This is a genomic window from Kitasatospora sp. NPDC006697, from assembly GCF_042869935.1.
GTDB lineage: Bacteria > Actinomycetota > Actinomycetes > Streptomycetales > Streptomycetaceae > Kitasatospora.
Window position 1 is genome coordinate 69911 of record NZ_JBIAGU010000023.1, and the last position, 23647, is coordinate 93557.

19 protein-coding genes are annotated in these 23647 nt (G+C 75.1%); 9 read left to right on the forward strand and 10 right to left on the reverse strand.

Annotation, left to right across the window (positions count from 1 at the left end):
* Positions 1-7 precede the first annotated feature (7 nt).
* Positions 8-1036 carry a LacI family DNA-binding transcriptional regulator gene (locus ACFYNO_RS28075; RefSeq protein ID WP_388018333.1) on the reverse strand — a complete coding sequence of 343 codons (1029 nt, stop codon included), beginning with the start codon at positions 1034-1036 and terminating at the stop codon, positions 8-10.
* Positions 1037-1206: 170 nt separating this feature from the next.
* Here ACFYNO_RS28075 and ACFYNO_RS28080 point away from each other — a divergent pair, with 170 nt between their 5' ends.
* From ACFYNO_RS28080 to ACFYNO_RS28090, 3 genes are all read left to right on the forward strand, one after another.
* A complete protein-coding gene (locus ACFYNO_RS28080) occupies positions 1207-3615 on the forward strand; it encodes a glycoside hydrolase family 2 protein (RefSeq protein WP_388018541.1) in 2409 nt (802 codons plus the stop codon).
* A 198-nt stretch (positions 3616-3813) separates the two neighbouring features.
* Positions 3814-5418, forward strand: a complete 1605-nt coding sequence (locus ACFYNO_RS28085) for a cellulose binding domain-containing protein (RefSeq protein WP_388018336.1) — start codon at positions 3814-3816, stop codon at positions 5416-5418.
* A 204-nt stretch (positions 5419-5622) separates the two neighbouring features.
* Positions 5623-6858: a styrene monooxygenase/indole monooxygenase family protein gene (locus ACFYNO_RS28090; RefSeq protein ID WP_388018339.1), complete on the forward strand. Its 1236-nt coding sequence runs from the start codon at positions 5623-5625 to the stop codon at positions 6856-6858.
* 66 nt (positions 6859-6924) lie between these two features.
* Here ACFYNO_RS28090 and ACFYNO_RS28095 read toward each other — a convergent pair whose 3' ends face one another.
* Positions 6925-8913 (reverse strand): Ig domain-containing protein, encoded by a 1989-nt coding sequence (locus tag ACFYNO_RS28095; protein WP_388018342.1) that lies wholly within the window; start codon positions 8911-8913, stop codon positions 6925-6927.
* Between the two features lie 393 nt (positions 8914-9306).
* On the opposite strand from ACFYNO_RS28095, the gene ACFYNO_RS28100 reads away from it, so the two are divergent.
* Both ACFYNO_RS28100 and ACFYNO_RS28105 read left to right on the forward strand, forming a co-directional pair.
* Complete coding sequence (locus ACFYNO_RS28100) at positions 9307-10158, forward strand: MerR family transcriptional regulator (protein ID WP_388018345.1); 852 nt, start codon at positions 9307-9309, stop codon at positions 10156-10158.
* A gap of 33 nt (positions 10159-10191) precedes the next feature.
* Positions 10192-11100, forward strand: a complete 909-nt coding sequence (locus ACFYNO_RS28105) for a glutaminase (protein ID WP_388018348.1) — start codon at positions 10192-10194, stop codon at positions 11098-11100.
* A gap of 79 nt (positions 11101-11179) precedes the next feature.
* Here ACFYNO_RS28105 and ACFYNO_RS28110 read toward each other — a convergent pair whose 3' ends face one another.
* On the reverse strand, positions 11180-11680 hold the full coding sequence (locus ACFYNO_RS28110) for a GNAT family N-acetyltransferase (RefSeq protein ID WP_388018351.1): 501 nt from the start codon (positions 11678-11680) through the stop codon (positions 11180-11182).
* Between the two features lie 155 nt (positions 11681-11835).
* On the opposite strand from ACFYNO_RS28110, the gene ACFYNO_RS28115 reads away from it, so the two are divergent.
* The 3 genes from ACFYNO_RS28115 to ACFYNO_RS28125 are packed head-to-tail and all read left to right on the forward strand — an operon-like array spanning position 11836 to position 13807.
* Positions 11836-12081: an acyl carrier protein gene (locus ACFYNO_RS28115; RefSeq protein WP_388018354.1), complete on the forward strand. Its 246-nt coding sequence runs from the start codon at positions 11836-11838 to the stop codon at positions 12079-12081.
* The gene (locus tag ACFYNO_RS28120; RefSeq protein WP_388018357.1) at positions 12078-13328 is read left to right on the forward strand and encodes a beta-ketoacyl-[acyl-carrier-protein] synthase family protein; all 1251 of its coding nucleotides are present in this window, start codon (positions 12078-12080) and stop codon (positions 13326-13328) included. Before ACFYNO_RS28115 ends, ACFYNO_RS28120 begins: the two co-directional genes overlap by 4 nt.
* Positions 13325-13807, forward strand: coding sequence for a macro domain-containing protein (locus ACFYNO_RS28125; RefSeq protein WP_388018360.1), 483 nt, complete (start codon positions 13325-13327; stop codon positions 13805-13807). Before ACFYNO_RS28120 ends, ACFYNO_RS28125 begins: the two co-directional genes overlap by 4 nt.
* A 73-nt stretch (positions 13808-13880) precedes the next feature.
* Here the strand turns inward: ACFYNO_RS28125 and ACFYNO_RS28130 are convergent, their stop codons facing one another.
* The 4 genes from ACFYNO_RS28130 to ACFYNO_RS28145 form a co-directional block, all read right to left on the reverse strand.
* Positions 13881-14738 (reverse strand): SDR family NAD(P)-dependent oxidoreductase, encoded by an 858-nt coding sequence (locus ACFYNO_RS28130; RefSeq protein ID WP_388018363.1) that lies wholly within the window; start codon positions 14736-14738, stop codon positions 13881-13883.
* A complete protein-coding gene (locus tag ACFYNO_RS28135) occupies positions 14735-15853 on the reverse strand; it encodes a 3-oxoacyl-ACP synthase III family protein (protein WP_388018366.1) in 1119 nt (372 codons plus the stop codon). Before ACFYNO_RS28135 ends, ACFYNO_RS28130 begins: the two co-directional genes overlap by 4 nt.
* Complete coding sequence (locus ACFYNO_RS28140; RefSeq protein WP_388018369.1) at positions 15850-17586, reverse strand: hypothetical protein; 1737 nt, start codon at positions 17584-17586, stop codon at positions 15850-15852. The genes ACFYNO_RS28135 and ACFYNO_RS28140 overlap by 4 nt, the downstream gene beginning before the upstream one ends.
* A 392-nt stretch (positions 17587-17978) precedes the next feature.
* On the reverse strand, positions 17979-18902 hold the full coding sequence (locus ACFYNO_RS28145) for an acyltransferase domain-containing protein (protein WP_388018372.1): 924 nt from the start codon (positions 18900-18902) through the stop codon (positions 17979-17981).
* 427 nt (positions 18903-19329) lie between these two features.
* Here ACFYNO_RS28145 and ACFYNO_RS28150 point away from each other — a divergent pair, with 427 nt between their 5' ends.
* Positions 19330-20718 (forward strand): hypothetical protein, encoded by a 1389-nt coding sequence (locus tag ACFYNO_RS28150; RefSeq protein WP_388018375.1) that lies wholly within the window; start codon positions 19330-19332, stop codon positions 20716-20718.
* 35 nt (positions 20719-20753) lie between these two features.
* On the opposite strand, the gene ACFYNO_RS28155 is transcribed toward ACFYNO_RS28150, so the two are convergent.
* The 3 genes from ACFYNO_RS28155 to sigJ all read right to left on the reverse strand — a co-directional run bounded on the left by ACFYNO_RS28155 (position 20754) and on the right by sigJ (position 23631).
* Entirely contained in the window at positions 20754-21539 is a 786-nt protein-coding gene (locus ACFYNO_RS28155) for an NAD(P)-dependent oxidoreductase (RefSeq protein ID WP_388018378.1), read from the reverse strand.
* 46 nt (positions 21540-21585) lie between these two features.
* Positions 21586-22548, reverse strand: coding sequence for an NAD(P)H-binding protein (locus ACFYNO_RS28160; RefSeq protein WP_388018381.1), 963 nt, complete (start codon positions 22546-22548; stop codon positions 21586-21588).
* A gap of 105 nt (positions 22549-22653) precedes the next feature.
* Complete coding sequence (gene sigJ, locus ACFYNO_RS28165; protein WP_388018384.1) at positions 22654-23631, reverse strand: RNA polymerase sigma factor SigJ; 978 nt, start codon at positions 23629-23631, stop codon at positions 22654-22656.
* Positions 23632-23647: the final 16 nt, after the last annotated feature.

Sequence of the window (23647 nt, forward strand, 5' to 3'; positions counted from 1 at the left end):
CGGCTCCTCAGGCGCCGGGGGCGGCGGTGCTGCCGCGCGGGGTGAGCCGGGGCGCCGCGTCCTCGAAGCCGGCGGTCCGCTCGCCCGCGATCAGCGAGAGCAGGGTGCGCCCGGCGTTGGCACCGTAGGCGTGGATGTCGCGGGTGAGCGCGGTGAGCGCCGGTCGGACCACCTGCACCAGCGGCGAGTCGTCCCAGGCCACGATCGACAGGTCGCGCGGCACCTCCAGGCCCAGCTCCTGGGCCACCGAGAGCCCGGCCACCGCCATGATGTCGTTGTCGTAGACGATCGCGGTCGGCCGCGCCGGCGAGACCAGCAGCCGCCGGGTGGCCCGGGCGCCCTCCTCGCCGGTGTAGTCGGTGTGCACGGTCGGCAGTGGCTGCAGGCCCAGCTGCGCGCAGGACTCGGCGAAGGCGGCGTCGCGGATCGCGGTGTGCACCAGCCCGGGCAGGCCGGCCACCCGGCCGACGGCGCGGTGGCCGAGCGCCGCCAGGTACTCCAGGGTCTCGCGCACCGCCGCCGCGTCGTCCGACCAGACCGGGGTCAGGCTGCCGGAGCCGGAGGGGTGGCCGATCACCACGGTGGGCAGGCCGAGCTCCTCCATCGCCGGGATCCGCGGGTCGTCCTGGCGCAGGTCGACCAGGATCGCGCCGTCGATGTGCCGCTCGCCCCACCAGCGGCGGTAGGCCTCCAGGCCCTTGTCGTGGTCGGCGACCACCTGCAGCGCGAGCGAGTAGGCGCCCTCGGAGAGCACCGTCTCGATGCCGCCGATCAGCTCCATGAAGAACGGCTCGGTGCCCAGCATCCGGGCCGGCCGGCAGAGCGCCAGGCCGACCGCGTGCGCCTTGGCGCCGCTGAGCGCGCGGGCCGCGCTGTTGCGCACGAAGCCCAGCTCCTCGGCCACGGCGCGCACCCGGGCCCGGGTGGCCTCGGAGACCCCCGGCTGGCCGTTGAGCGCGTTGGAGACCGACACCTTGGAGACGCCGACCACCTTGGCGATGTCGGCGATGGTCGGCCGCCGGGTCCCCTGCTTCACGGCACTCCTCTGCGCTGAACCGGTTAGGTGAACTGCCTCGTCCTCAACCTACAGCACCACTGATCACGGGCGCCTACGAGAACGGTCAACCGCCCGTTGACAGGGGAAAGCGACCCCCTTTAACGTTCCGGTAGTTAACCGGTTAATCGAGGAGCGACACCGTGACCGTGATGCGACCCCTGCACGAGGGCTGGACCCTGACCGCCGTCTCGGGCGGCACCCGGTTCCAGGCGGTTCCCGCGAACGTGCCCGGGTGCGTGCACACCGACCTCCTCGCCGCCCGCCTGATCGACGACCCCTACCTGGACGACAACGAGACCAGGCTCTCCTGGATCGGGCGCACCGACTGGCGCTACGACACCGTCTTCCGCTGGGACCCGGACCAGCAGGAGCACACCGACCTGGTCTGCGCCGGACTGGACACCGTGGCCACCGTGACGCTGAACGGCACCCTGCTCGGCCGCACCGCCAACCAGCACCGCTCCTACCGGTTCCCGGTCCGCCACCTGCTGAAGGCCGGCGAGAACACCCTGAGCATCCGGTTCGACTCGGCCTACGGCTACGCCGAGGCCCAGCGCGCCGCGCTCGGCCACCGCCCCGGCGCCTACCGCGAGCCCTACCCCTTCATTCGCAAGTCTGCCTGCAACTTCGGCTGGGACTGGGGCCCGACCGTGGTCACCGCCGGCATCTGGCGCCCGATCGGCCTGGAGAGCTGGAGCGCGGCCCGGCTGGCCGAGGTCCGCCCCGAGGCGACCCTGGACCCGGAGCGGGCAGCCGGCTCCGCCGACGGCCTGGTCAAGGTCGCCGTCCGGGTGCAGCGCGCCGACGAGCGCCCGCTCACCGTCACCGCCACCGTCGCCGGGCAGTCGGTCAGCGCCGCGCTGGCCCCCGGCGCCCGCACCGCCGAACTCGCCCTGCGGGTGGCCGATCCGGAGCTCTGGTGGCCGCGCGGCCTCGGCGAGCAGCGGCTGCACGAGCTGACCGTGGAGCTGGCCGGCCCCGGCACGCTGGACCGCTGGAGCCGGGAGATCGGCTTCCGCCGGGTCGAACTGGACACCGCGGCCTTCGCCCTCTCGGTCAACGGACGTCCCGTCAAGGTCCGCGGCGCCAACTGGATCCCGGACGACTGCTTCCCCAACCGGGTCACCCCCGACCGGCTCGCCCAGCGCTTCGAGCAGGCCGCCGGCGCCAACATCAACCTGCTCCGGGTCTGGGGCGGCGGCCTCTACGAGAGCGAGGAGTTCTACCGGCTCGCCGACGCCACCGGCATGCTGGTCTGGCAGGACTTCCTGTTCGCCTGCGCCGCCTACCCGGAGGAGGAGCCGCTGCACTCCGAGGTGGCCGCAGAGGCGCGGGAGAACATCACCCGGCTCGCCCCGCACCCCTCCCTGGTGCTCTGGTGCGGCAACAACGAGAACATCGAGGGCCGGGCCGACTGGGGCTGGACCGAGGAGCTGGCCGGCCGCAGCTGGGGCGCCGGCTACTACTACGACCTGCTGCCCGGCCTGCTCGCCGAACTCGACCCGACCCGCCCCTACTGGCCCGGCAGCCCGTACTCCGGCCGCCCCGACCTGCCGCCGAACGACCCGGCCGAGGGCACCATCCACATCTGGGACGTCTGGAACCGCGAGGACTACACCCGGTACGCCGAGTACCACCCGCGGTTCGTCTCCGAGTTCGGCTTCCAGGCGCCCCCCGCGCACAGCACCCTGCGCCGCTCGGTCGGCGGCGAACTCGCCGCCGACGCGCCGATGGTGCTGCACCACCAGAAGGCCATCGACGGCAACGCCAAGCTGCTGCTCGGCCTCAAGGGCCACCTGCCGCTGCCCAACGACTACGACGACTGGCACTACCTCACCCAGCTCAACCAGGCCCGCGCCATCGCCTTCGGCGTGGAGCACTTCCGCTCGCTGGCCCCGCTCTGCCGCGGCACCATCGTCTGGCAGCTGAACGACTGCTGGCCCGTCACCTCCTGGTCCGCGGTGGACGGCGACGGCCGGCGCAAGCCGCTCTGGTACGCGCTGCGCCGGGTCTACGCCGACCGGCTGATCACCCTGCAGCAGGGCGAGGCGGTGCTGGTGAACGACTCCACCGAGGAGTGGAGCGGTGAACTGCGACTGGCCCGGCACCGGTTCGACGGCGAGCTGCTGGCCGGCGAGTCCCGCACCGTCGCGGTGCCGGCCGGCGCCACCGTGCGGGTCGAGCTGCCCGCCGAACTGGCCACCGCCGGACAGCCGGGCAGCGAGCTGCTCACCGCGGCCCTCGGCGGGCAGCGCGCCGTGCGGCTCTTCACCGAGGACCTGGCGGCCGAGCTGCCGCCCGCCGAGTTCGACTCCACCGTCACCCGGACCGCCGGGGGCTACCAGGTCACCGTCACCGCCCACACGCTGCTGCGCGACCTGGCGCTCTTCCCGGACCGGCTGGCCGGCGACGCCGCGGTGGACGAGATGCTGGTCACCCTGCTGCCCGGCGAGAGCGCCACCTTCCAGGTCAGCACCGGCAGCCGGCTCGACCCGGACGAGCTGGTCGGCGCGCCCGTGCTGCGCTGCGTCAACCAGATCCGCCCGACCGCCGGCTGACGCCCCGCCGGACACCCCCACAGACGCGGTGCGGACGGATGCCCCGACAGCTCTCCGTCCGCACCGTCGCCCCCGCCAAGCCCGGCGCCCGGGCCGGGCCCGCCGACTTCCCTCACGGCCAAGGGCTGCACCACCACCCCCACCCACTCGGGACGAAAGGGAACACGCGTGCACCACCTTCCGAGCCACCCACACGATGTGAGGCAGCACCGAGGACAGGCCTGGCCGCTGGTCATGCTCCTCGTGCTGGCCCTGGCCGCCGCAGGCCTGGCCTTCACCCGGTCCACCCCCGCGGCCGCCGCCACCCCCGGCGGCTTCGTCAGCCGCTGCGGGACCCACTTCTGCGTCAACGGCCAGGTGAGCTACTTCGCCGGCGCCAACTCCTACGACCTGTTCACCTACGGCAGCGGCTCGGGCGACACCGAGACCCAGTACATGGACAAGGCCGCGATCGACCGGCAGATGGCCGACATGGCCTCCGACGGCGTCACCGTGGTCCGCACCTGGATGTTCGACCACGAGAGCTGGCACGGCTTCGAGACCGCCAAGAACACCATGAACGACCAGCAGTGGGCGGAGTTCGACTACATCCTCTACTCCGCCGCCCAGCACGGCCTCAGGGTCATCCCCACGCTGGAGAACTACTGGACCGCGTACGGCGGCGTGAACACCCTGCTCGGCTGGGAGGGCGCCGCCACCGGCAACTCCGGCGACTTCTTCGACCCGGCCAAGTGCGCGGGCTGCCTGGCCGACTACGAGTACTACGCCGACTACGCGCTCAACCGGGTCAACCACTACACCGGCGTGGCCTACAAGAACGACCCGACCGTCTTCGCCTGGGAGCTGATGAACGAGCCCCGCTACCAGAACGAGACGACGGCCGAGAACACCGCCGGCACCGTCTTCCGCGCCTGGGAGGACACGGTCGGCGCCCACCTCAAGAGCATCGACCCCCATCACATGATCGACAACGGCGAGGAGGGCCAGGGCACCTCCTATGGCTACGGCAGCGACAACGGCGTGCCCTACACCTACGAGTGCCAGTCGCCGTACATCGACTTCTGCACCGCGCACGTCTACCCGACCGAGTCCTGGGCCAACCTGTCGGCCGGCGCCACCCGGACGCTGATCGGGAGGTACATCGCGGACGCCCACACCGGGGCCGGCAAGCCGTTCTTCCTGGGCGAGTTCAACACCAGCAGCAGCACCCGGTCGACCTACTGGCCGGCCGTCTACGCCACCATGGAGTCCGGCAACGGCGACGCGGACGCCTTCTGGTGGTACGAGAACAGCGGCAAGGACGGCACCTACGGCGTGCTGCACGGCGACCCGGTGCTGAGCACCTTCGCCGCGCACTCCAGGGCGGACCAGGCGAAGAGCGGCAGCACCTCCACGCCCACCCAGACGCCGACGCCGACGCCCACGCCGACCCCGACGCCCACGCCGACCGCGACGGCCAGCAGCACCCCGCCCGCCGGCGGCTGCTCGGTGCAGTACCAGCTGTCCGACTGGGGCACCACCTTCAACGGCAGCGTCACCCTCACCAACACCGGCAGCAGCACGATCAACGGCTGGACCCTGGTCTTCGCCTTCCCTGGCCCGCAGGCGATCAGCTCGATCTGGAACGCCGTCTACACCCAGAACGGCAAGCAGGCCACCGCGGGCAACCCGTCCGGCTACGACACCGTCATCGCCCCCGGCGCCAGCGTCAACTTCGGCTTCAGCGCCACCTCCGTCCCCGGCACCAACGGCGCGCCGAGCAGCTTCAGGCTGAACGGCACCGCCTGCGCCGTCACCTCCTGACCGCACCCTGATCCGCTCCTGAACGCCGTCCGGGCAGCCCTCGTCGGCTGCCCGGACGGCACCCGCCGTTCCGCCGGTCCGACCCACCCCCCCCGGGGCCGCGGGCGCGGAACTATGCCACCGGCACATATCGCCGAGTCCCGGACGGGCCGACTCGCACTGACGTAGCATCAGGTACTTCGTCAATCACCCGGGAGAGGGCGCATGCGGCGGATCGCGATCGCTGGGGCCGGACAGGCCGGTCTGCAACTCGGACTGGGACTGCTGGCCGCCGGGTACGAGGTCACCCTGGTGACCGCCCGGACACCCGGTGAGGTGCGCGGTGGCCCGGTGCTCTCCACCCAGGCGATGTTCGGCCCGGCGCTGCGGATCGAGGCCGCGGCCGGGCTGGACCTGTGGGCCGGCCAGGTGCCGCGGGTCGGCGCGGTCCGCTCGGTGCTGGTCGCCCAGCCCGGCGAGCGGACGCTGGAGTTCACCATGCGGCCCGACGAGCCGGTCGAGTCGGTGGACCAGCGGGTGAAGATGGCCAGCTGGCTGGAGCTGCTGGAGGAGCGCGGCGGCCGGGTGGAGTACCGCACGCTGGACGCCGCCGGACTGGCCCGGCTGGCCGCCCGGCACGAGCTGACCGTGGTGGCGACCGGCCGCGGCGGCGAGCCCGCCGCGCTCTTCGAGCGCGATCCGCGGCGCTCCCGGCACGAGGCGCCGCTGCGCACCATCGCCTGCCTCTACGCGCACGGCGTGGGCTCGCCGGACCCGGCCACCGAGCCGGCCGCCCGGATGCACGCGCTGCCCGGCCTCGGCGAGCTCTACCTGCAGCCGGCGCTGACCCGGACCGGGCCCTGCTCGATCCTGCTCTGGGAGGCGCTGCCGGGCAGTGCGCTGGACTGCTTCGCCGACCGCCCGGGTCCGCGCGAGCAGGTCAACCGGATCCGCCAGGTGCTGGCCGAGTACCTGCCCTGGGAGGCCGAGCTGTGGGCCGGCGCGGTGCCCACCGACCGGGGCGCGGGGCTGTACGGCGCGGTGACCCCGACGGTCCGCCGCCCGGTGGCCGAAGCCGCGCCCGGGCTGCCGGTGCTGGGCATCGCCGACACCGTGGTGCTGAACGACCCGATCACCGGCCAGGGCGCCAACAGCGCGGCCCGGGCCGCCGAGCACTACCTGGGCGCGATCCGGGCCCGTGGCGCCGGGCCCTTCGACGAGGACTGGATGCACGCCGTCTTCGAGGAGTTCTGGCAGCAGCACGCCCGCCACACCGTGGACTTCACCACCGCGATGCTGACCATGCCGGACCACCTCCAGGCCGTCTTCGCGGCCGCGCCCCAGCGGCCCGCGGTGGCCCGGCGGTTCGCCAACACCTACGCCGAGCCGGCCGACTACGCGAACTGGCTGGCCGAACCGGCCCTCACCGAGGCCTACCTGGCGCAGCTCGGCGCCACCTGACACCCCGTCACGAGCCGACGGCCCCGCCCTCCGCGAGGAGGACGGGGCCGCGGCCGTTCAGCGGTCTCAGGTGAGCTTCACCGAGGCGTCGTCGATCAGGAAGGCGGTCTTGCCGCTGGTCTCGTGCGCGACCAGCTTGATGCCGACCGTGGAGCCGAACTCCGGCGACACGAAGGGGGTCAGGTCCAGGGTCTGGAGCTGGTAGCCCTTGGTGGCGTTGAGGTTGTTCCAGGTGCGGACGGTGCCGATGTAGTTGCCGCTGTACTGGTCGTAGAGCTCCAGCGACAGGGTGTCCTGCGGGGCGCCGGTCGCGGCCGGGGTGCCCTGGGCGTTGCCGGTGATGTTCAGCCAGAAGGAGAAGTGCTCCTGGGTGTAGCCCGGGGTGGTCTCGATCCACTGGGTGATCGAGTCGTCGGTGGCGGTGTTCTGCCCGAGCCAGGCGTAGCCGCTGCCGGTGTGGGCCTGGTGCGCCGAGGACGGGGTGACGATGTTGTAGCCCGACGGGTTCCAGTCGTAGTGGTCGGAGGTGCCGTTCTCGAAGCCGGCGTCGTTCAGCTGCTCGATCGGGGTGCAGCCGATCTGCGGGCCCTTGGCGAACTTGGCCGTGAAGGTCTGGCTCTGGGTGTTGCCCTGGTCGTCCTTGCCGGTGACCGTGATGGTCTTGCCGCCGGTCACCTTGGTGGTGCCGCCGATCCGGCCGGTGGTGGCGTTGATCGACAGGCCGGCGGGCAGGCCCTTGGCGCTGTAGGTGATCGGGCGGCCGGCGGCGTCGGAGGCCATCACCGGGATGTTCACCGGCACGCCGGTCTGCACCGTCTGGTCACAGGGCTTGGTGACCAGCAGGGCGGCATTGGAGAAGAGCGGGTCGTCGCCCGTGCACAGGTGGTCGTAGTTCGACCAGGTGGTCTGCACCGGGAAGCTGCCGGTGGAGAGCTGTAGGTCGAACATGCCGCCGTTGCGGCCGACCGGGATCCAGGAGCACTTGTCGGCGTTCTCCTGGCCGGTGGCGTCGGTCCAGGCGCCCGAGGGGTTCTGGTCGGTGATGGTCTCGCTGTACTCGTGACCGCCGATGATGCCGTAACCGTCCAGGCGGCCGCGCGGACCCGGGTTGATCCAGTTGGTGCCGCACGGGCCCACGTCGGTCAGGTACGGCATGATCGTGTAGGCCAGGGTGCCGGCCGACGCGGTCCGGGTGAAGGTGTGCCAGGCGCAGTAGCCCAGCTCCTTCCACTTGTCCGGATCGGTGCCCTGCGGGGCGTTGATGACGTACTGGACGTTGCGGTTCGCGTTCGGGTCGGTGTTGCCGAAGTGCTTGGCGGCGGCCACCGCCTCGGCGGCGATCTGCGGCTCGGTGGCGGCGTCCGGGGAGGGCGCCGCGTCGTCGTACCAGACGCCCGCGAGGGTCTGGCCGGCCTGCGGGTAGCCGACGTGGTTGGCGTTCGCCGGGCAGTAGTCGGAGCCCGGGGCGATGCCCTCGCAGTACTGGGTCGGCACCTTGGACCAGGTGTCGGTGCTGCTGCCCAGGCCCTTGAAGAACTCCTGCTGGTAGGGCGCGGCCTGGTCCGGGTCACCGGTGAAGCCGACGTCGCCGGAGGCCGGGTCCGTGCTCTGCTTGCCCCACTGGTTTCCCCAGTAGACCAGGTAGACCTTGGGCGCACCGGTGGTGACGCCGATCGAGTCCTGGCCGCCGCGGTAGGTCATCTGCAGGTCGTAGTTGTTGTCCGGGGTGACGATCCCGTCCGCCTTGGCGCCCTGCGGGGTGGCGACGCCGTTGCCGCCGCCGCTCCTGCCCAGTGCGGCCTGCTGCTTGGCGAAGGTGTCGGCGTTGGGCATCACGTGCGGACGAGTGGCGCCGACCTGCACCCACATCCCATTGATCTGCTGCCAGCCTTCGCCGGCCGGGTGGGTGCTGGCGCTGGCGGCGTTGGCCGACGGGGTCGGCTGGGCCTGGGCCAGGGCGGTGCCGGTGAAGCCGGCGGTGGCGACTCCCAGGGCGAGGCCGGTCAGCAGGAGGCGCTTCAGTGTGCTGCCGGCGCGTGAACGTGCGATGGGCACAGGGGGTCCTGACTCTCTGTGAAGGAGTGGGGGACGGCGGCAGCCGCCGACCCGGCTGTCCAGGGCGAGGGTCAGCGGCTGCCTGTGCAATGACACATGTCACCCGTCACACTGGTCAAGCCCCCGTGCCTGATGTTTCCTGTTGGAAACTGTCTGGAAGTGAGTCATCGTCAGGAGTCGCACGGTGCGGGCTCCCCGTCGTCCGCGCTTCCGCCATGTCGCCGGGGCCGTGAGCAGCGCCGGTGCGGCATCCTCGTCGGAGCGAGGGACAACGGGGCCCGGACGGCCCCGTTGACCTCGCCCCTGGGGCAGGGCCGAGGGTGGAACCCGGGGCCGCACCACAGGGGAGTGCGGCCCCCAACCGGAACGGACGAAGAGGACACCGCCCCGCCCATGCCCGCCCTGCCGATGCCCGCCCTGCCCGATCCCGAAGGGGAACTGCTCTCCAGCGGCGAGTTCGCCCGCCGCTCCCGGCTGTCGGCCAAGGCCCTGCGCCTGTACGAACAGCAGGGGCTGCTGGTCCCCGACGAGGTGGACGCCGCCAACCGCTACCGCCGCTACCGGGCCGACCGGCTCGGCGACGCCAGGCTGATCGTCTGGCTGCGCCGTCTGGACATGCCGCTGGCCGAGGTGGCCCGGGTGCTGGCGGCGCCCGCCGCCGAACGGGCCGGGCTGGTCGCGGCCCACTGGGACGCGGCCGAGGCCAGGTTCGCGGCGCAGCGGCACCTGGCGGCGCACGTGCGGGAGCTGGTGTCCGGCAACGAAGGAGGCCAGGTCATGACCGAGAACGTACGCACCCGAGAGGTGCCCGCCCAGCTGGTGCTCACCGAGCAGCGGCACCTCACCCCCGAGGAGCTGCCCGGCTGGATCGGCGCCTCGATCACCCGGCTGATCGCCGCGGCCGCGCCGTACGGCGGGCCGGTGGGCGTGCCGTTCGTCGTGTACCACGGGGAGGTCGACCTGGACAGTGACGGCCCGGTGGAGGCCTGTGTCCCGGTGGACCCGGCGCTGGCCGGCCATGCCGACCTGCCGACCCGTCAGGAGCCCGCGCACCGCGAGGCCTACCTGCGGATCGCCAAGGCCCAGGTGGAGTTCCCGCAGATCCTCTCCGCCTTCGAGACCGTGGCCCAGTGGCTGCGCGAGCGGGGCGAGACCGCCTCGGCCGGCCCGCGCGAGATCTACTTCGCGGACTGGGACGCGGCCGGCCCGCAGGACGAGGTGTGCGACATCGCCTTCCCGCTGTGATCCGCCGCCGGTCACCCCGTCTAGGGTGACCGGGTGGACTACCAGCTCGAACTCCAGCGCGCCCACGAAGCGGCCCGCCCGGTGCTCGCCACCGGGCGGGTCGCCGACTACATCCCGGCCCTCGGCGCGGCCGACCCCCGAGCCTTCGGCCTGGCGCTCGCCACCGTGGACGGGGAGGTGCACGGGGTGGGCGACTGGGAGGCCCGGTTCTCCATCCAGTCGATCTCCAAGCTCTTCACCCTCGCGCTGGCGCTGGCCACCGGGGAGCCGGTCTGGCACCGGGTCGGCCGCGAGCCCTCCGGCACCCCGTTCAACTCGCTGGTGCAGCTGGAGGCCGAACACGGCATCCCGCGCAACCCGTTCATAAACGCGGGTGCCGTGGTGGTGACCGACCGGCTGCTCAGCCTCACCGGCGACGCGGCCGGTGCCGTCCGCGAGTTCCTGCGCGCCGAGTCGGGAAACCCGGCGCTGGACACCGACCTGGCGGTGGCCGCCTCCGAGGCGGAACACGGCCACCGCAACGCCGCGCTGGCCCACTTCATCGCCAGCTACGGCAACCTGGAGAACCCGGTCGAGGCGGTGCTCGGCCACTACTACGCGCACTGCGCGATCGCCGCCTCCTGCCGCGACCTGGCGCTGGCCGGGCTCTTCCTGGCCCGGCACGGCCTGCGCGGCGACGGCAGCCGGGTGCTCTCGCGCAGCGACGCCAAGCGGGTCAACGCCGTGCTCCTCACCTGCGGCACCTACGACGCGGCCGGCGAGTTCGCCTACCGGGTCGGCCTGCCGGGCAAGAGCGGCGTCGGCGGCGGCATCCTCGCCGTCGTGCCCGGCCGCGGCACGCTCTGCGCCTGGGGCCCGGCGCTGGACCGCGCGGGCAACTCGGTGGGCGCCGTCGCGGCGCTGGACGCGTTCACCACGGCGACCGGGTGGTCGGTGTTCTGACAGGGCCGTGGGGCCGTGGGGCCGTGGGGCGATGGGGCCTGCCGGGCGTGGTGGCCGGGCCCGCGCGAGGCACCGGGAGTCAGGGCGCGGCGACCAGGGTGCGGTGGAACCAGCTGCCGGTGCGGCCGCCCAGGTCGGCCGGGCCCGCCGGGCCGGCGGGGGTGAAGCCGGCCTTGGCCAGCACCCGTTGGGAGGCCGGGTTGGTGTCCGCGGCCGCTGCCCGCAGCTCGCGCAGCCCATGGGCGAGCGGCGCCAGCCGGCAGAGCTCCAGGACGGCCGCCGTCGCCACGCCCCGCCCGGTCGCCCGCTCGGCGACCCGGTAGCCGAGGCTGGCGCCGCCGTCCACGAGGTCCATCAGGTTGAACCGGCCGAGCACCGAGCCGTCCGCGTCGAAGAGCAGGTAGAAGGCGCAGACGCCGGCCTCCTGCTCGGCCAGCAGATCGGCGAAGCGCTCGGCGAACCGGGCGAAGTACTCGTCGCCGCGGTCCGAGACGGAGTCGGCGAAGTAGGCGCGGTTGGCCAGCTCGAAGGCCAGCACGGCCGGGGCGTGGTCGGCGTGGAGTGACGTCAGTTCGGGCACCGGCCGACCCTACCCCCGACGGGCGGTGTGCAACGCGGGCCGGTCTTCAACAGGGCCGTGACCAGGGAGCGCCCGGCCGGGGCGGGCCGGTGCGGGGTAATGGTGGCGCGGGCCGTGGAGGTGCCACCGGTCCGGGCGGCAATCGGAGGCGCGCCATGAACAGTCCCGTCGTCCACCCCGTCCTCGCGGAGATCCTGATCGGCGCCTTCCAGGTGCCCGAGCCGGACCTGCGGGCCGAGGCCAGCCTCGACGAGCTCGGCCTCGACTCGCTGGCCCTGGTGGAACTGGCCGACATCCTCGCCGAGCGCCTGGCGCTCGCCCTCCCCGAGGAGGAGCTGACCCCCGAGCTGACCCTCGGTCAGCTGGGGGAGCTGCTGGCCGGGAAGCCGGGCGTGGCATGACCGAGGAGGTGGCGGTCACCGGCCTCGGCGCGGTGACCGCGGCCGGGGCGGGCGTGGCCGCCTGCTGGGCGGCGGTCCGGGCGGGCCGCGGGCTGGAGCGCCCGGACCCGCGGCTCGCCGGGCAGGCAAGCTGCTCCTGCCGGGTGCCCGGCTTCGACCCGGGCGCGCTGCTGGGCGCCGCGGTGGCCCGGCGGGCGGACCGGTTCAGCCAGTTCGCGCTGGTCGCCGCCGCCGAGGCGGTCCGGGACGCGGGCCTCGACCCGCAGGGCTGGGACGGCGCCCGGGTGGCCGTGCTGATCGGCTCGGCCTTCGGCGGCGCGGCCGGCTGGGCCGAGCATGGCCGCCGACTGGCCCGGGGCGGCACGGTCGGACCGCTCGCCGTCCCGCTGATGATGACCAACATGGCCGCCGGTCAGCTCTCGCTGCTGCTCGGCGCCCGCGGACCCAGCCTGGCCGTCGGCACCGCCTGCGCCTCCGGTGCCACCGCGCTCGCCCTCGGGCGGGACCTGCTGCGCTCCGGCGCCTGCGACCTGGTGCTGGCCGGCGGCGCCGAGGCCCCCGTCGACCCGCTGACGGCCGCCGCCTTCGCCCGGATGGACGCCCTCGCGGACGGCCCCTGCCGCCCCTTCGACCGGGCCCGCACCGGGTTCGTGCTCGGCGAGGGCGCCGCCGTGCTGGTCCTCGAACGCGCCGCCGACGCCCGTGCCCGGGGCGCCCGGGCGCACGCCCTGCTGCTCGGCGCCGGCAGCTCGGCCGACGCCCACCACCTGACCACCCCGCACCCCGACGGCAGCGGGCTGGAACTGGCCGTCCGCCGGGCCCTGCAGCAGGCCGGCGCCGCGCCGGGGGACGTCGACCACGTCAACGCCCACGCCACCGGCACCCGCCTGGGCGACCTCGCCGAGGCCCGAGCGCTGCGGCGGGTCTGCGGCCCGGAGGCGGTGGTCACGGCGACCAAGGGCGCGCTCGGGCACACCCTGGGCGCGGCCGGGGCGATCGAGGCGGTGGTCACCGTCCTGACGGTGGCTCAAGGCATCGTCCCGCCCATCGCGCACCTGGACCGGCCGGACCCCGCCATCGAGCTGGACCTGGTGCGGGGGACGGAGCGCCGGGTGCGCAGCAGGCTGGCGCTCTCCACCTCGGCGGGCTTCGGCGGGCAGAACGCCGCCCTGCTCTTCGGGCCCGCCTCCGGGCCTGCCGCGCTGGTCGGTCAATCATTTGATCGCGGGCATACGCTGCCTGCATGACGAGCGCGATCCGGTACCTCAAGGGCGATGCCAGCAGTCCGCAGGCCAAGGGGCCCAAGGTGATCGCCCACGTCTGCAACGACCTCGGCGGCTGGGGCAAGGGCTTCGTGCTGGCGCTTTCCAAGCGCTGGCCCGAACCGGAGGCCGCGTACCGCCGCTGGCACCGGGAGCGGGCCGGGAACGACTTCGGGCTGGGCGCGATGCAGCTGGTGCAGGTCGAGCGGGAGGTCTGGGTGGCCAACCTGGTCGGCCAGCGCGGCATCCGCACCGGCCGGTCCTCCGGCGTGCCGGTGCGGTACGAGGCGATCGACCGCGCGCTCGACCGCCTCGCCGGACCCGTGCTGGACCTCGGCGCCTCGGTGCACCTGCCGCGGATCGGCTGCGGACTGGCCGGCGGGCGGTGGGAGCGGATCGAGCCGCTGCTGCTCGACCGGCTGGCGGGCCGGGGCATCGAGGTCACGGTGTACGACTTCGACTGACCCGCGGTCGGGGGCGGCCTCCGCTGACCCGCCAGCAGGGGCGGCCTCCGCTTCGCGGCCGGCGGACGCCGCGTCAGTCGGCGGAGGCGGAGGCGGAGGCGAAGGGGGAGGGCGGCTTCGGGATGCCCGCCAGGCCGCCGTCCGCCACCGAGGTGCCACCGTCCAGCAGCACCGCCTGGCCGGTCAGGTAGGCGGCGGCGGGGGAGAGCAGGAAGAGGGCGGCCGCGGCGATCTCCGGCGGCTCCGCCCAGCGGCCGAGCGGCACGTGGGCCAGCAGCCAGTCGTTCAGCGGCGCGGTGTCGTAGGCGAAGGCCGTCATGTCCGTGCGGGTCCAGCCCGGGCAGAGGGCGTTGACCCGGATGCCCTGGCGGGCCCAGCCGACCGCCAGGCTGCGGGCCAGCGAGACCTGGGCCGCCTTGGTGGCGGCGTACGACTCCAGCAGTGGAGTGCCGAGCACGCCCGCGAGCGAGGAGACGATCAGCACGCTGCCGCCGCCCGCCGCCCGGAGGTGGTGGTGGGCGCGCTGGCAGAGCGCGGCGGTGGCGTGCAGGTTCACCGCCAGCACCTCGGCGAGCGCCGCCTCGGGCAGTTCCTGCAGCGGCACCAGCAGCGGCGCGCCGTCCGGGCCGGTGGGCAGGATGCCCGCGTTGGCCACCACCGCGTCCAGACCGCCGAGCAGTTCGGCCGCCCGGTCCACCACCGCCGCCGGGCGGCCCGGCTCGGCGAGCTCGCCCGGCACCGCGAAGGCCTCCGCGCCCAGGGCGGAGAGCTGGTCGGTGGCCGGCTTCAGCGCCTCGGCCGTGCGCGCGCCGAGGGCCAGGCGGGCGCCCGCCTCGGCGAGGGCGAGCGCGATGGCCCGGCCGATGCCGCGGGAGGCGCCGGTCACCAGGATGCGGGCGCCGTCGAGCCGGAAGGTGTCGAGGGTGTTCATCGGTCGCTCCTCCTGAGCAGCGGGGGGTGGGTGAGGGGGTCGGCGGGGGTGAGGGGATCGGCGGTGAGGGGGCCGGGGTCGGGGTCGGCGGTGGGTGGGTCGGCGCTGAGGCTCGGCGCGCCGGTCCAGGAGAGCAGCGCGCTGCCCCAGGTCAGGCCCGCCCCGAAGACGCAGAGCAGCACCAGCGAGCCGGGCCGCAGCCGGCCCGAGCGGGCGGCGGCGGCCAGCGCGAACGGGGCGCTGGCGGCGCCGATGTTGCCGGTGCGATCGCCCGTCACCACCAGCCGGTCGGCCGGGATGCCGAGCTCCGCGCCGAGGCGGCGCAGCAGCACCGGGTTGGGCTGGTGGGTGACCACCGCGTCGAGCTGGTCCACCGTCAGCCGGTGCCGGGTCAGCTGCTCGGCGACCAGCCGAGGGAAGACCTCGACGATGAAGTCGCGCACCGCCCGGCCGTCCATCCGGATCCGGTGCTGCCCCTCGGCCAGCGTCGCCGGGCCGGCCGGCAGCCGGCTGCCGCCGGCCGGGATCAGCACGTGGTGCGCGCCCGTGCCGTCGGACCCCAGCCGCAGGTCGCGGAAGCCGCCGCCGGCCGGGACCTCGCCGAGCACGGCCGCGGCGGCGCCGTCGGCGAAGAGCACGGCGGTGGCCCGGTCGGCCGGGTCGAGGAACTTGGAGTAGGCCTCCACCCCGACCACCGCCGCGTACCGGACGGCGGGCTCCGCGCGCAGCCAGTCCCGGGCCACCCGGGCGGCGAAGAGCCAGCCGGAGCAGGCGGCGCTGACGTCCAGCGCACAGGCGTTGGTGGCGCCGATCGCGGCCTGGACGCGGCAGGCGGTGGCCGGGCCAAGCTCGTCCGGGGTGGATCCGGCGCAGACCAGCAGCTCCAGGTCGGCCGGGGTGATCCCGGCGGCCTCGCAGGCGGCGAGCACCGCGCGGGCCGCCAGGTCGGAGGCGGCCTCGCCGGGCGCGGCCACGTGGCGCCGGCGGACGCCGGTCCGCTCGACGATCCACTCCGCGGTCACCCCGGCGGCCGGGGCGACCTCCTCGTTGCCGCGCACCCGGGCGGGCAGGTAGCTGCCCATGCCGAGGATGCCGATGGCGCGCGGGGCGGTCACCGGGGGGCTCCGGCCGCGGCGCGGGGTGTTCCGGCGTCGGCGCCGGGTGCTCCGGCTTCGGGGTGCGTGGTACCGGCGCCGCTGGGGCGGGCGAGCATCGGGACCTGGCACTGCGTCACACCCGGGTCGAGCGTGGCGGCGAGCTCGGCGAGGTCGGGACCGAGGAGTGCGCAGAGCCGGTCCGCGGCGGTGGCGAGGCGGTGCACGCCGGCCCGGTCGAGCAGGCCGGCGCCGAGCAGGTCGGTGCCGAAGCGGCGGGCCTGCACGATGCCGTGCAGGGCGGCGAGGAGGCGGGCGGCGTCGGGCGGCGGGACGAGGGTGGCGTCGGCTGCCGTTTCGGTCAGGGCGTCGGCGGCGTGGCACTGGGCCAGGACCTCTCCCAGGCGCAGTGCCTGGGGGAGCAGCGGGTTCCAGTGGGCGAATGGGTCGGGCGGCGGTGAACCACCCGTGGCGGCCGCGGCCCGGTGCAGCTCGGCGTGCAGCCGGTGGCGGAGCAGGGCGGCGGTGGCGGGCCACCAGGCCGGGTCGAGCGGGTCCTGCGGCGGGGCGGGCGGCGGCGGACCGGGCGGCTGCTCGGCGAGGGCCCGGCCGGCGTCCAGCAGGATCAGCGTATTGTCGCCGCCGGCATTCTCGAAGGCCCGGGCCAGGCCGAGGTAGCCGGAGAGCCGGTTGGCCGCCCAGAACCCCGAGACTCCGCAACGGTGCTGGCACTCCGTCAGGACCCGGGCGGCGCCCCGGGTGGCCAGCGCCTTGTGGACCGCCAGGGTGCCGTCCACCGCCGCCCACGGGGAGAAGGCCATCGGCCCGGCCGGCCGGCCGGGCGACCCGGCGGACCCGCCGGATGTCCCGCCGGATGTCCCGCCGGGCGCGGGCTGCTCGCGGGTCGCGGCCCATCGCGTCCAGGCGCGGTCGGCGGCGCAGCGGAGTGCGTAGGCCTCGGCGAGGGCGCTCGCCAGTGCATAGCAGTGCGTGCGGTAGGCGAGCACCGGCGCGCCCGCCGCGAGCGCGCCGTGCGAGGGGCGTCGGGCGCTGAACCGGCAGGCGAGCGCGGCCCCGCGCAGGGCGGTGGCCGCCATCGCCCGGGGCAGTGTGCCCCAGAGCGCCCGGCCCACCCCGAGCGTGCGCTGCAGGCGGGCGGCGGGGGAACCGGCCGGGTCCTGAAGCAGGCCGTCCGCGTCGATCCGCGCGCCGTCCGCCAGCCAGCGGGCGCGGTCCAGGCGGACCTCGGCGAACTCCACGGCGGCGTAGGGCAGCGGCAGATCGGCGAGGTCGAGCGGGTCGGAGAGCGCGACACCGGGGGCGGGCTTGCCGGACTCGGCGGTGATGTCGACGAGGAAGGAGAAGACGCCGCCGTCCCTCTCCCCGACCTGCAGGCGCGCGCAGACGACGGCCTGCTGGGGCGGTGTGCCGGCGGCTCCCGCCGTCCCGACGCTGGAGAACTTCGCCGCGCCCGGGTCGGGGGTGGTGAGCAGGAAGCCGCCGGTCGCCGGTTCGTACGTCGCCACCGTGCGCGGACCCAGGTGGCTGCTGGCATCGCCCAGTTCGGTCACCATGAACGATCCCTTGGTCCGGGCGTGGTCCAGCCCGCCGGCCGGGTCGGCAGCCGGGCTGCCCAGCTCGGCCACCGAGCCGACGCAGAGGACGTAGTGCGAGAGGAAGGTCTGGTACAGCGGGGGATCAGCCAGCGCGACCGCCTCGCTCAGCGCGCCGAGCAGCGCGCTGTCGGCGTACACGGCGGCGGCAGGCGGCAGGGCCGCGGCCAGCCGGCGGAGCGTCAGGTGCGCGGGGGTGGGCTGGGCGGGGCGGGCGGGGGGGCCGGGGGGGGGCCCCCCCCCCCCCCCGGGGGGGGGCGGGGGGCCCGGGGGGGGGGGGGGGGGGGGGGGGGGGGGGGGGGGGCCCGCCCGGCCGGGCTGACCGGAGGTCAGCCCGGCCAGCAGCGTGGCTGCGCGGGCGGGCAGCGGGGTCGGGGGAACGGGGGGCATCGGCCCTCCTCGGTGCTGGGTACGACTCGGTACCGGGTGTCGCGGACGGCGTGGACGGAGCGGACGGCGTGGACGGAGCGGTTGGAGTGGACGTAGCTGCGTAGGGGACGGAGCGGACGTTGCAGGCGGAGCGGCCGTAGGGGCTAGTGCTGGGGTTGACGGCGGCTCGCGGCGGCCACCGGTGTGCGGACGCGCAGGCCGGGCAGGAGCCGCCGCAGGCAGTCGGTGAGCGCTCGCCCGGTGCCCGCCTCCAGGACGGTGGCGCGCGGACGCAGTGCGGCGCGGGCCACCGGCGGCAGGATGGCGGGCCGGACCAGGCAGTCCGCCAGGGCGCGGGGCAGGTCGGTGGCGGCGGTGTGCGTGGTGCCCGAGACGGCGGAGTGGACCGGCAGCCGGGGCGCGGTGAACCGCAGCGTCCTGGCGTACTGCTCGAACTCCGCCGACTGGCCGGCCAGCGCCGGATGGTGGGCGAGGAACGGCAGCCGAAGCCGGGCCACCGGCACCTCCGCCGCCCGCGCCGCCTGCTCCGCCGCGGTGATCGCCGTCACCGGGCCCGCCAGCACGCACTCCTGGTCGTCGTTGACGCAGGCGACCACCACCTCCGGCGCGACCGCGGCCAGCCGCGCCGCCCGCTCGGGACCGCAGCGCAGCACCGTCAGCGCACCGGGCGCACTCTGCAGCAGCGCGCCGAGCCGTCCGGCCAGCCGGGCGCCGTCCGGCACGGAGAGGCAGCCGGCCGCCACCAGAGCGGGGATCTCGCCGAAGCTCACCGCCAGCAGCGCGTCCGGAGCGGGCGACACCCGGTGGACGGCCAACGCGGCACCGTAGAGGGCGAGCTGCTGAGTGCCCGGCAATTCCCGGGCCAGCTCCGCACCCGAGGGCGGCGCGGCGCCGAGCAGCCGAGGGCCGAGCGGCACCGCCCCCAGCTCCGCCCCCGCCCGGTCGACGGCCTCGAACACCTCCCGCACGGCCGCGCGCAGCCCCGGAACCCGGGGCAGCGCGGCAGCCAGCGCCGACGGCGAAAAGTCCCCCTGACCAGGGAAAGCGTGCACCAGCTGCCCTGCCACGGCGATCCCCCCTTCACGCGTCGAGGTGGTGGCTGAGGCCAGTCAACGGGAGCGGCGGCGGTGCCGGTAACCGGGCGAGGGCGGGGAGATGTTGAGCCTTCCGGGGTGTTGCGCGCGCTGCTGGGTGAAGCACGGCGGCGGGGGCTTGCTGATCGGGTGGGGTTCGCCGGTCGGACGGGGCTTGCCGGTCCGGTGGGGTTGCCGGTCGGGCGGGGTTTGCCGGTCGGGCGGCGCGTGGGCACGACACGCGCGGGTCCGGGGCCTCGCGCGCCGGCGCCGGAGCGTCGCGGCGGCGGGCGCATACGAACCGGAACAGCCAAATGAGCCCCTGCCGGCAGCGGCGAAGACCCGTGCGGCCTGGGGGCTGACCGCTACCTTGCCACGGGGGAGCAGTGGATCGTCGACGATCCGACCGCAAGGGGGAACCATGACCGCCCACAACCGCGCGCCCAACCACCAGTTGCGCGCCCTGCTGCGGGAGGCCGCCTGGACCGGTGAACGACTCGCCCGCGCCGTCAACCGGGCCGGCCGCGCCGACGGCCACGCGTACCGGTACGACCGCACCTCGGTGGCCCACTGGCTGAACGGCTCGCGTCCCGCCGAGCCGGTGCCGAGGATCGTCGCCGAGGTCCTCTCCCGGGCGCTCGGCCGGCGGGTCACCGTGCCGGAGACGGGGTTGGGGGTGGCGCAGGCCGCGGCCGAGGGCGTTCCCGAGCAGCGCAGCGGCGGCATCGGGGGAGCCGGGTCGGCCGGACGCACCGGGCTCGCCGGGCCTGCTGCCGGGTTTCCCGGGCCCAGCGGACTCCTGGCGCTCGCCGGGGTGGAACGGGCGCCCGGGTTGCTCGTCTACTCGGCGGTCGGCGACGCGATCCTGCCGTTCTCGGTGCCGGCCGCCCTGACCGCCCCGACGGCGCGGACCGGGCGGCCGGTCCGGGTCGGGCCGGCCCACCTGGTCGCCGCCGAGGACTTCCTGCGTGCCGTCCTCGCCGGCGAGAGCCTGCTCGGGCCGGGCCACTGCCGCAAAGCGCTGGTCGGCTACCTGACCACCGTGCTGGCCGGCTGGCTGGACGCGCCCGCCGCACCCGGGGTGCGCCGCGACCTGCTCTGCCGGGCGGCCGAACTCTGCTACCTGGCCGGCTTCGCCTACTTCGACCTGCGCCGGCAGGGCGCGGCCCAGGCCTGGTACCGGACCGCCGCCCAACTCGCCGCCGAGGGCGCCGATCCACATCTGCACGCCCTGGTGCTGCGGGCCGCCAGCGTGCAGGCGTACGGACTCGGGCACCGCCGCTACGCCCAGGACCTCGCGGACGCCGCCGGGGCCCGGATCGGCTCGCTGCCGCCGCGGCAGGCCGCCTTCGTCCGCGGGCAGCAGGCGCTGGCGGCGGCCGGGCGCGGCGACCGGGCCACCGCGTTCGAGCTGCTGACCCGCACCGAACACCTGCTGGACCGGGCCGGACCGCCGACCCCCGGCATCGGCGGCTACGACTGGGCCGCCTACGCCCACCAACTCGCCGAGGTGCACGCCGCCCTGGGCGAGACCGACGCCGCGATCCGGGCCCTGGTCCGGTCCGCCCGCGAACGCCCGGCGAGCGAGCGGCGGGCGGCCGCGATCACCAACGCCAGACTGGCCGAACTGCTGCTCTCCCAGGGCCGGCTCGACCGCGCCTGCGAGGTCTGGCAGGGCCTGCTCGACGCCCGCCCGCGGATCTCCTCCGGCCGCCTGGACGCCGCCCGCGCCGCCTTCCGGACCGCGCTCACCCGGTTCCCGCACTCGCCCGCGGCGCGCGCACTGCTGGCGCGGCTGCGGGCCGAGTGAGCGGACCGGGTGTGGCGGCTGGCGTGCCGGGCGGATCAGTCGGCTATACCGACGGCGTGCCCGATGGTGGACGGGTCGTCCAGCGCACGCAGCAGGTAGTGTGCCACCGAGGCGCGGGAGATCTTGCTGCCGCCGCGCAGGTTCTGGTCCAGGGCGATCCGGTAGGTCGTGGTCAGCGGACGGTCCGTCAGCTGCGGCGGCCGGACCGAGGTCCACTCCAGATCGGAGGCACGCAGCGCGTCCTCCATCCTGGCCAGATCGGCGTAGTGTGCGCGCAGCACCCGCTTGACCGCCGGGCTGAGCAGGTGGCGCATCAGGAAGCCGTCGCCCGGGTCGTGGCGCGGCGGGTGCGGACGCGCGGGCGAGGCGACGGTGCCGATCGGCGCGGCGCTGACCACGAGGATCCGGCCGATCCCGGCGGTACGCATGGCCTCCAGCACGGCCAGCGTGCCGTGCTCGGCCACGCCGATGCCGGACTTGCCGACGGCGCCGAGCGCCGAGAGCACCGCGTCCGCACCGGTCACGGCCGGGAGCAGGGCGGCCGCGTCGGCGGTCGCCAGGTCGGCCTGGACGACGCGCAGCAGCCGGGACTCGGGCCGGGACTCGGGCTGGGACGCGGGGTCGGGCCGGCGGGTGCGGTCGGTCCGCCCGGCCGGGACGGTCTGGACCGCCCGGTCGGCCTGGACGGCCCGGCTCCCGGTCAGGTCCGCGAGCTTGGCAGGCTGTCGGACCACGGCCGTCACCTCGTGCCCCGCGGCCAGGGCCTGGTCGAGCAGGTGGCGGCCGATTCCACCGCTGGCGGCGAGAATGGTGAGCTTCATGATGACTCCTCGGACTCCTCTGGACTCTCGGCTGTTCTCTCGGCCCTCAGACCGCGGCGGTGCGGTGGTCAGCGGGCTGGGTGGCGGCGGGCCCGGTGCCGGTGGGCCGGTCGACTGCGGGCTGGTCGGCCGTGGGTTGGTGCGTTGTGAGCTGGTCGACGGGGCCGCGGAAGGCGGCGACGTGGTCGGTGACCCAGTCGGTGAAGCCGCGCGCTGGCCTGCCGAGCACGGCGGACACCTGACCGGCGGTCACCTGCCCGGGCTCGTCGACCAGGCGGGCGTAACGCGCCATCAGCGCGGTGACGAACGGCGCGGGCATGCCTCGGGCGATCATCTGCTCGGCCGCCGCCTGCGGCGGCACCTCCTGGAACCGCAGCGGCCGGCCGAGCGCCTTGCCGATGGCGGCCACACACTCCTCGTGGCTCAGCGCTTCCGACCCGGTCAGGTCCAGCCGACGGCCCGTCAGTTCATCGGTGAGCAGCGCCCGGGCGGCCACCTCGGCCAGGTCGCGCTCGTCCACCGGGGCCTCCCGGAACCGGGCATAGGGGTAGCGGACCACGTCGCCCATCCGGATCTGCGGGCCCCAGGCCAGCGCGGCGTTGCTCGCGAAGGTCGCCGCCCGCAGGCTGGTCCAGGCCAGGCCGCTGTGGACGGCGGCCTGCTCGGCCTCCTTGTTGCGGTCGCCGCGGAACCGGGAGGGCTGCTCGTCCAGCGGCTCGTCCACGTTGATCGCGGACAGCGCCACCACCTTGCGCGCGCCCTGCTCCCGGGCCGCGGCCACCAGCTGAGCCGACCGCTCGCCGACCGCCCGGGGGTGGAGGAAGAGCGCGGTCACGCCCCGCAGCATGCCGGGCTCGCCCGCCCGGGCGAGCTCCACCCCGGCCGGCAGCCCGAGTGCGGCCGCCGGCCCCGGGTTTCGGGTGACGGCCCGCACGGGCACCCCGGCGTCGAGCAGGTGGGCGATGAGTCGGCGGCCGGTCGTCCCGGTCGCCCCGGTGATCAGGTACATCTGACGTCCTCTCAACTGCTGATCTTCTGAGCTGTTGGGCTGCTGAAGTGCTCACCTGCCGGACCGTGCTGTGCTCTCGGTCGGGGCAGGTGTCCGGAGGCCGGCTCAGCGGACCCGGACCAACTTGTCGGGGTTGGTGACGAAGTAGACGCCGGTGATCCGCCCGTCATCCGGCGCCAGGTCGAGGACCAGCACGGCGAACGGCGTGTCGCCGGCGAAGAGCACCGCCGAGGGGTCGCCGTTGGCCGTCCCCCAGCGCACCCGGACACCCTCCGGGGCGCGGTTTGCTCCGCCCGCCAGCACCCGGGCGACCTTGTCGCGGCCGATCACCGGGTGGGCGCCCGCGGCCGTGGCCTTGCCGCCGCCGTCGGCCCAGAGCGTCACCTCGGGCGCCAGGAGGTCGAACAGCCGGGCCAGGTCGCCGCCGGCCACCGCGGCGGCGAACTGCTCGGTCACCTGCTGCCGCACCTGCGGGTCGGCGCGGAACCGCGGCCGGCGGGCCTGCACGTGCTCCCGGGCGCGGTGCGCGAGCTGGCGCACGGCGGCCGGGCTGCGGCCGAGCACCGCGGCCGTCTCGGTGTGCTGGTAGCCGAAGACCTCGTGCAGCACGAAGACCGCGCGCTCCAGCGGGGTGAGCGTCTCCAGCACCACCAGCAGGGCGATGGAGACCGCCTCGGCGTGCTCCACCGGGTCCTCGGCGGGCATGGCGAGCCCGTCGGAGTCCAGCCGGGCCACCAGCGGTTCGGGCAACCACGGGCCGAAGTAGCTCTCCCGGCGGCGGGTGACCTCGGCCTGCCGGGACAGCGCCTTGTTGACGGCCACCCGGACCAGGTAGGCGCGCGGGTGCTCGATCGGACCGGCCGTCGGCTCCCGGTTGCGGGCCACCCAGGAGAGCCAGGCCTCCTGGAGCACGTCCTCGGTGTCGGCGACCGTGCCGAGCAGGTTGTAGACCATCGAGAAGAGCAGTTCGCGGTGCTCGGTGAAGACCCGCGTCGCCTCGTCGAGGCCATCGCCCGGTGCGGGAGTGGCAGGGGCAGAGGCAGGGACGGGGGTCGTCCCGGCAGGCGTGTGGTCGTCGGTCATCGGTGGTGCTCCTTTC

Coding starts and splice junctions, on each gene's coding strand:
- ACFYNO_RS28100 (WP_388018345.1), top strand. CDS start 9,307: ATGCCCGCCCTGCCGATGCCCGCCCTGCCCGATCCCGAAGGGGAACTG.
- sigJ (WP_388018384.1), bottom strand. CDS start 23,631: ATGACCGACGACCACACGCCTGCCGGGACGACCCCCGTCCCTGCCTCT.
- ACFYNO_RS28150 (WP_388018375.1), top strand. CDS start 19,330: ATGACCGCCCACAACCGCGCGCCCAACCACCAGTTGCGCGCCCTGCTG.
- ACFYNO_RS28090 (WP_388018339.1), top strand. CDS start 5,623: ATGCGGCGGATCGCGATCGCTGGGGCCGGACAGGCCGGTCTGCAACTC.
- ACFYNO_RS28155 (WP_388018378.1), bottom strand. CDS start 21,539: ATGAAGCTCACCATTCTCGCCGCCAGCGGTGGAATCGGCCGCCACCTG.
- ACFYNO_RS28160 (WP_388018381.1), bottom strand. CDS start 22,548: ATGTACCTGATCACCGGGGCGACCGGGACGACCGGCCGCCGACTCATC.
- ACFYNO_RS28120 (WP_388018357.1), top strand. CDS start 12,078: ATGACCGAGGAGGTGGCGGTCACCGGCCTCGGCGCGGTGACCGCGGCC.
- ACFYNO_RS28115 (WP_388018354.1), top strand. CDS start 11,836: ATGAACAGTCCCGTCGTCCACCCCGTCCTCGCGGAGATCCTGATCGGC.
- ACFYNO_RS28080 (WP_388018541.1), top strand. CDS start 1,207: ATGCGACCCCTGCACGAGGGCTGGACCCTGACCGCCGTCTCGGGCGGC.
- ACFYNO_RS28130 (WP_388018363.1), bottom strand. CDS start 14,738: ATGAACACCCTCGACACCTTCCGGCTCGACGGCGCCCGCATCCTGGTG.
- ACFYNO_RS28125 (WP_388018360.1), top strand. CDS start 13,325: ATGACGAGCGCGATCCGGTACCTCAAGGGCGATGCCAGCAGTCCGCAG.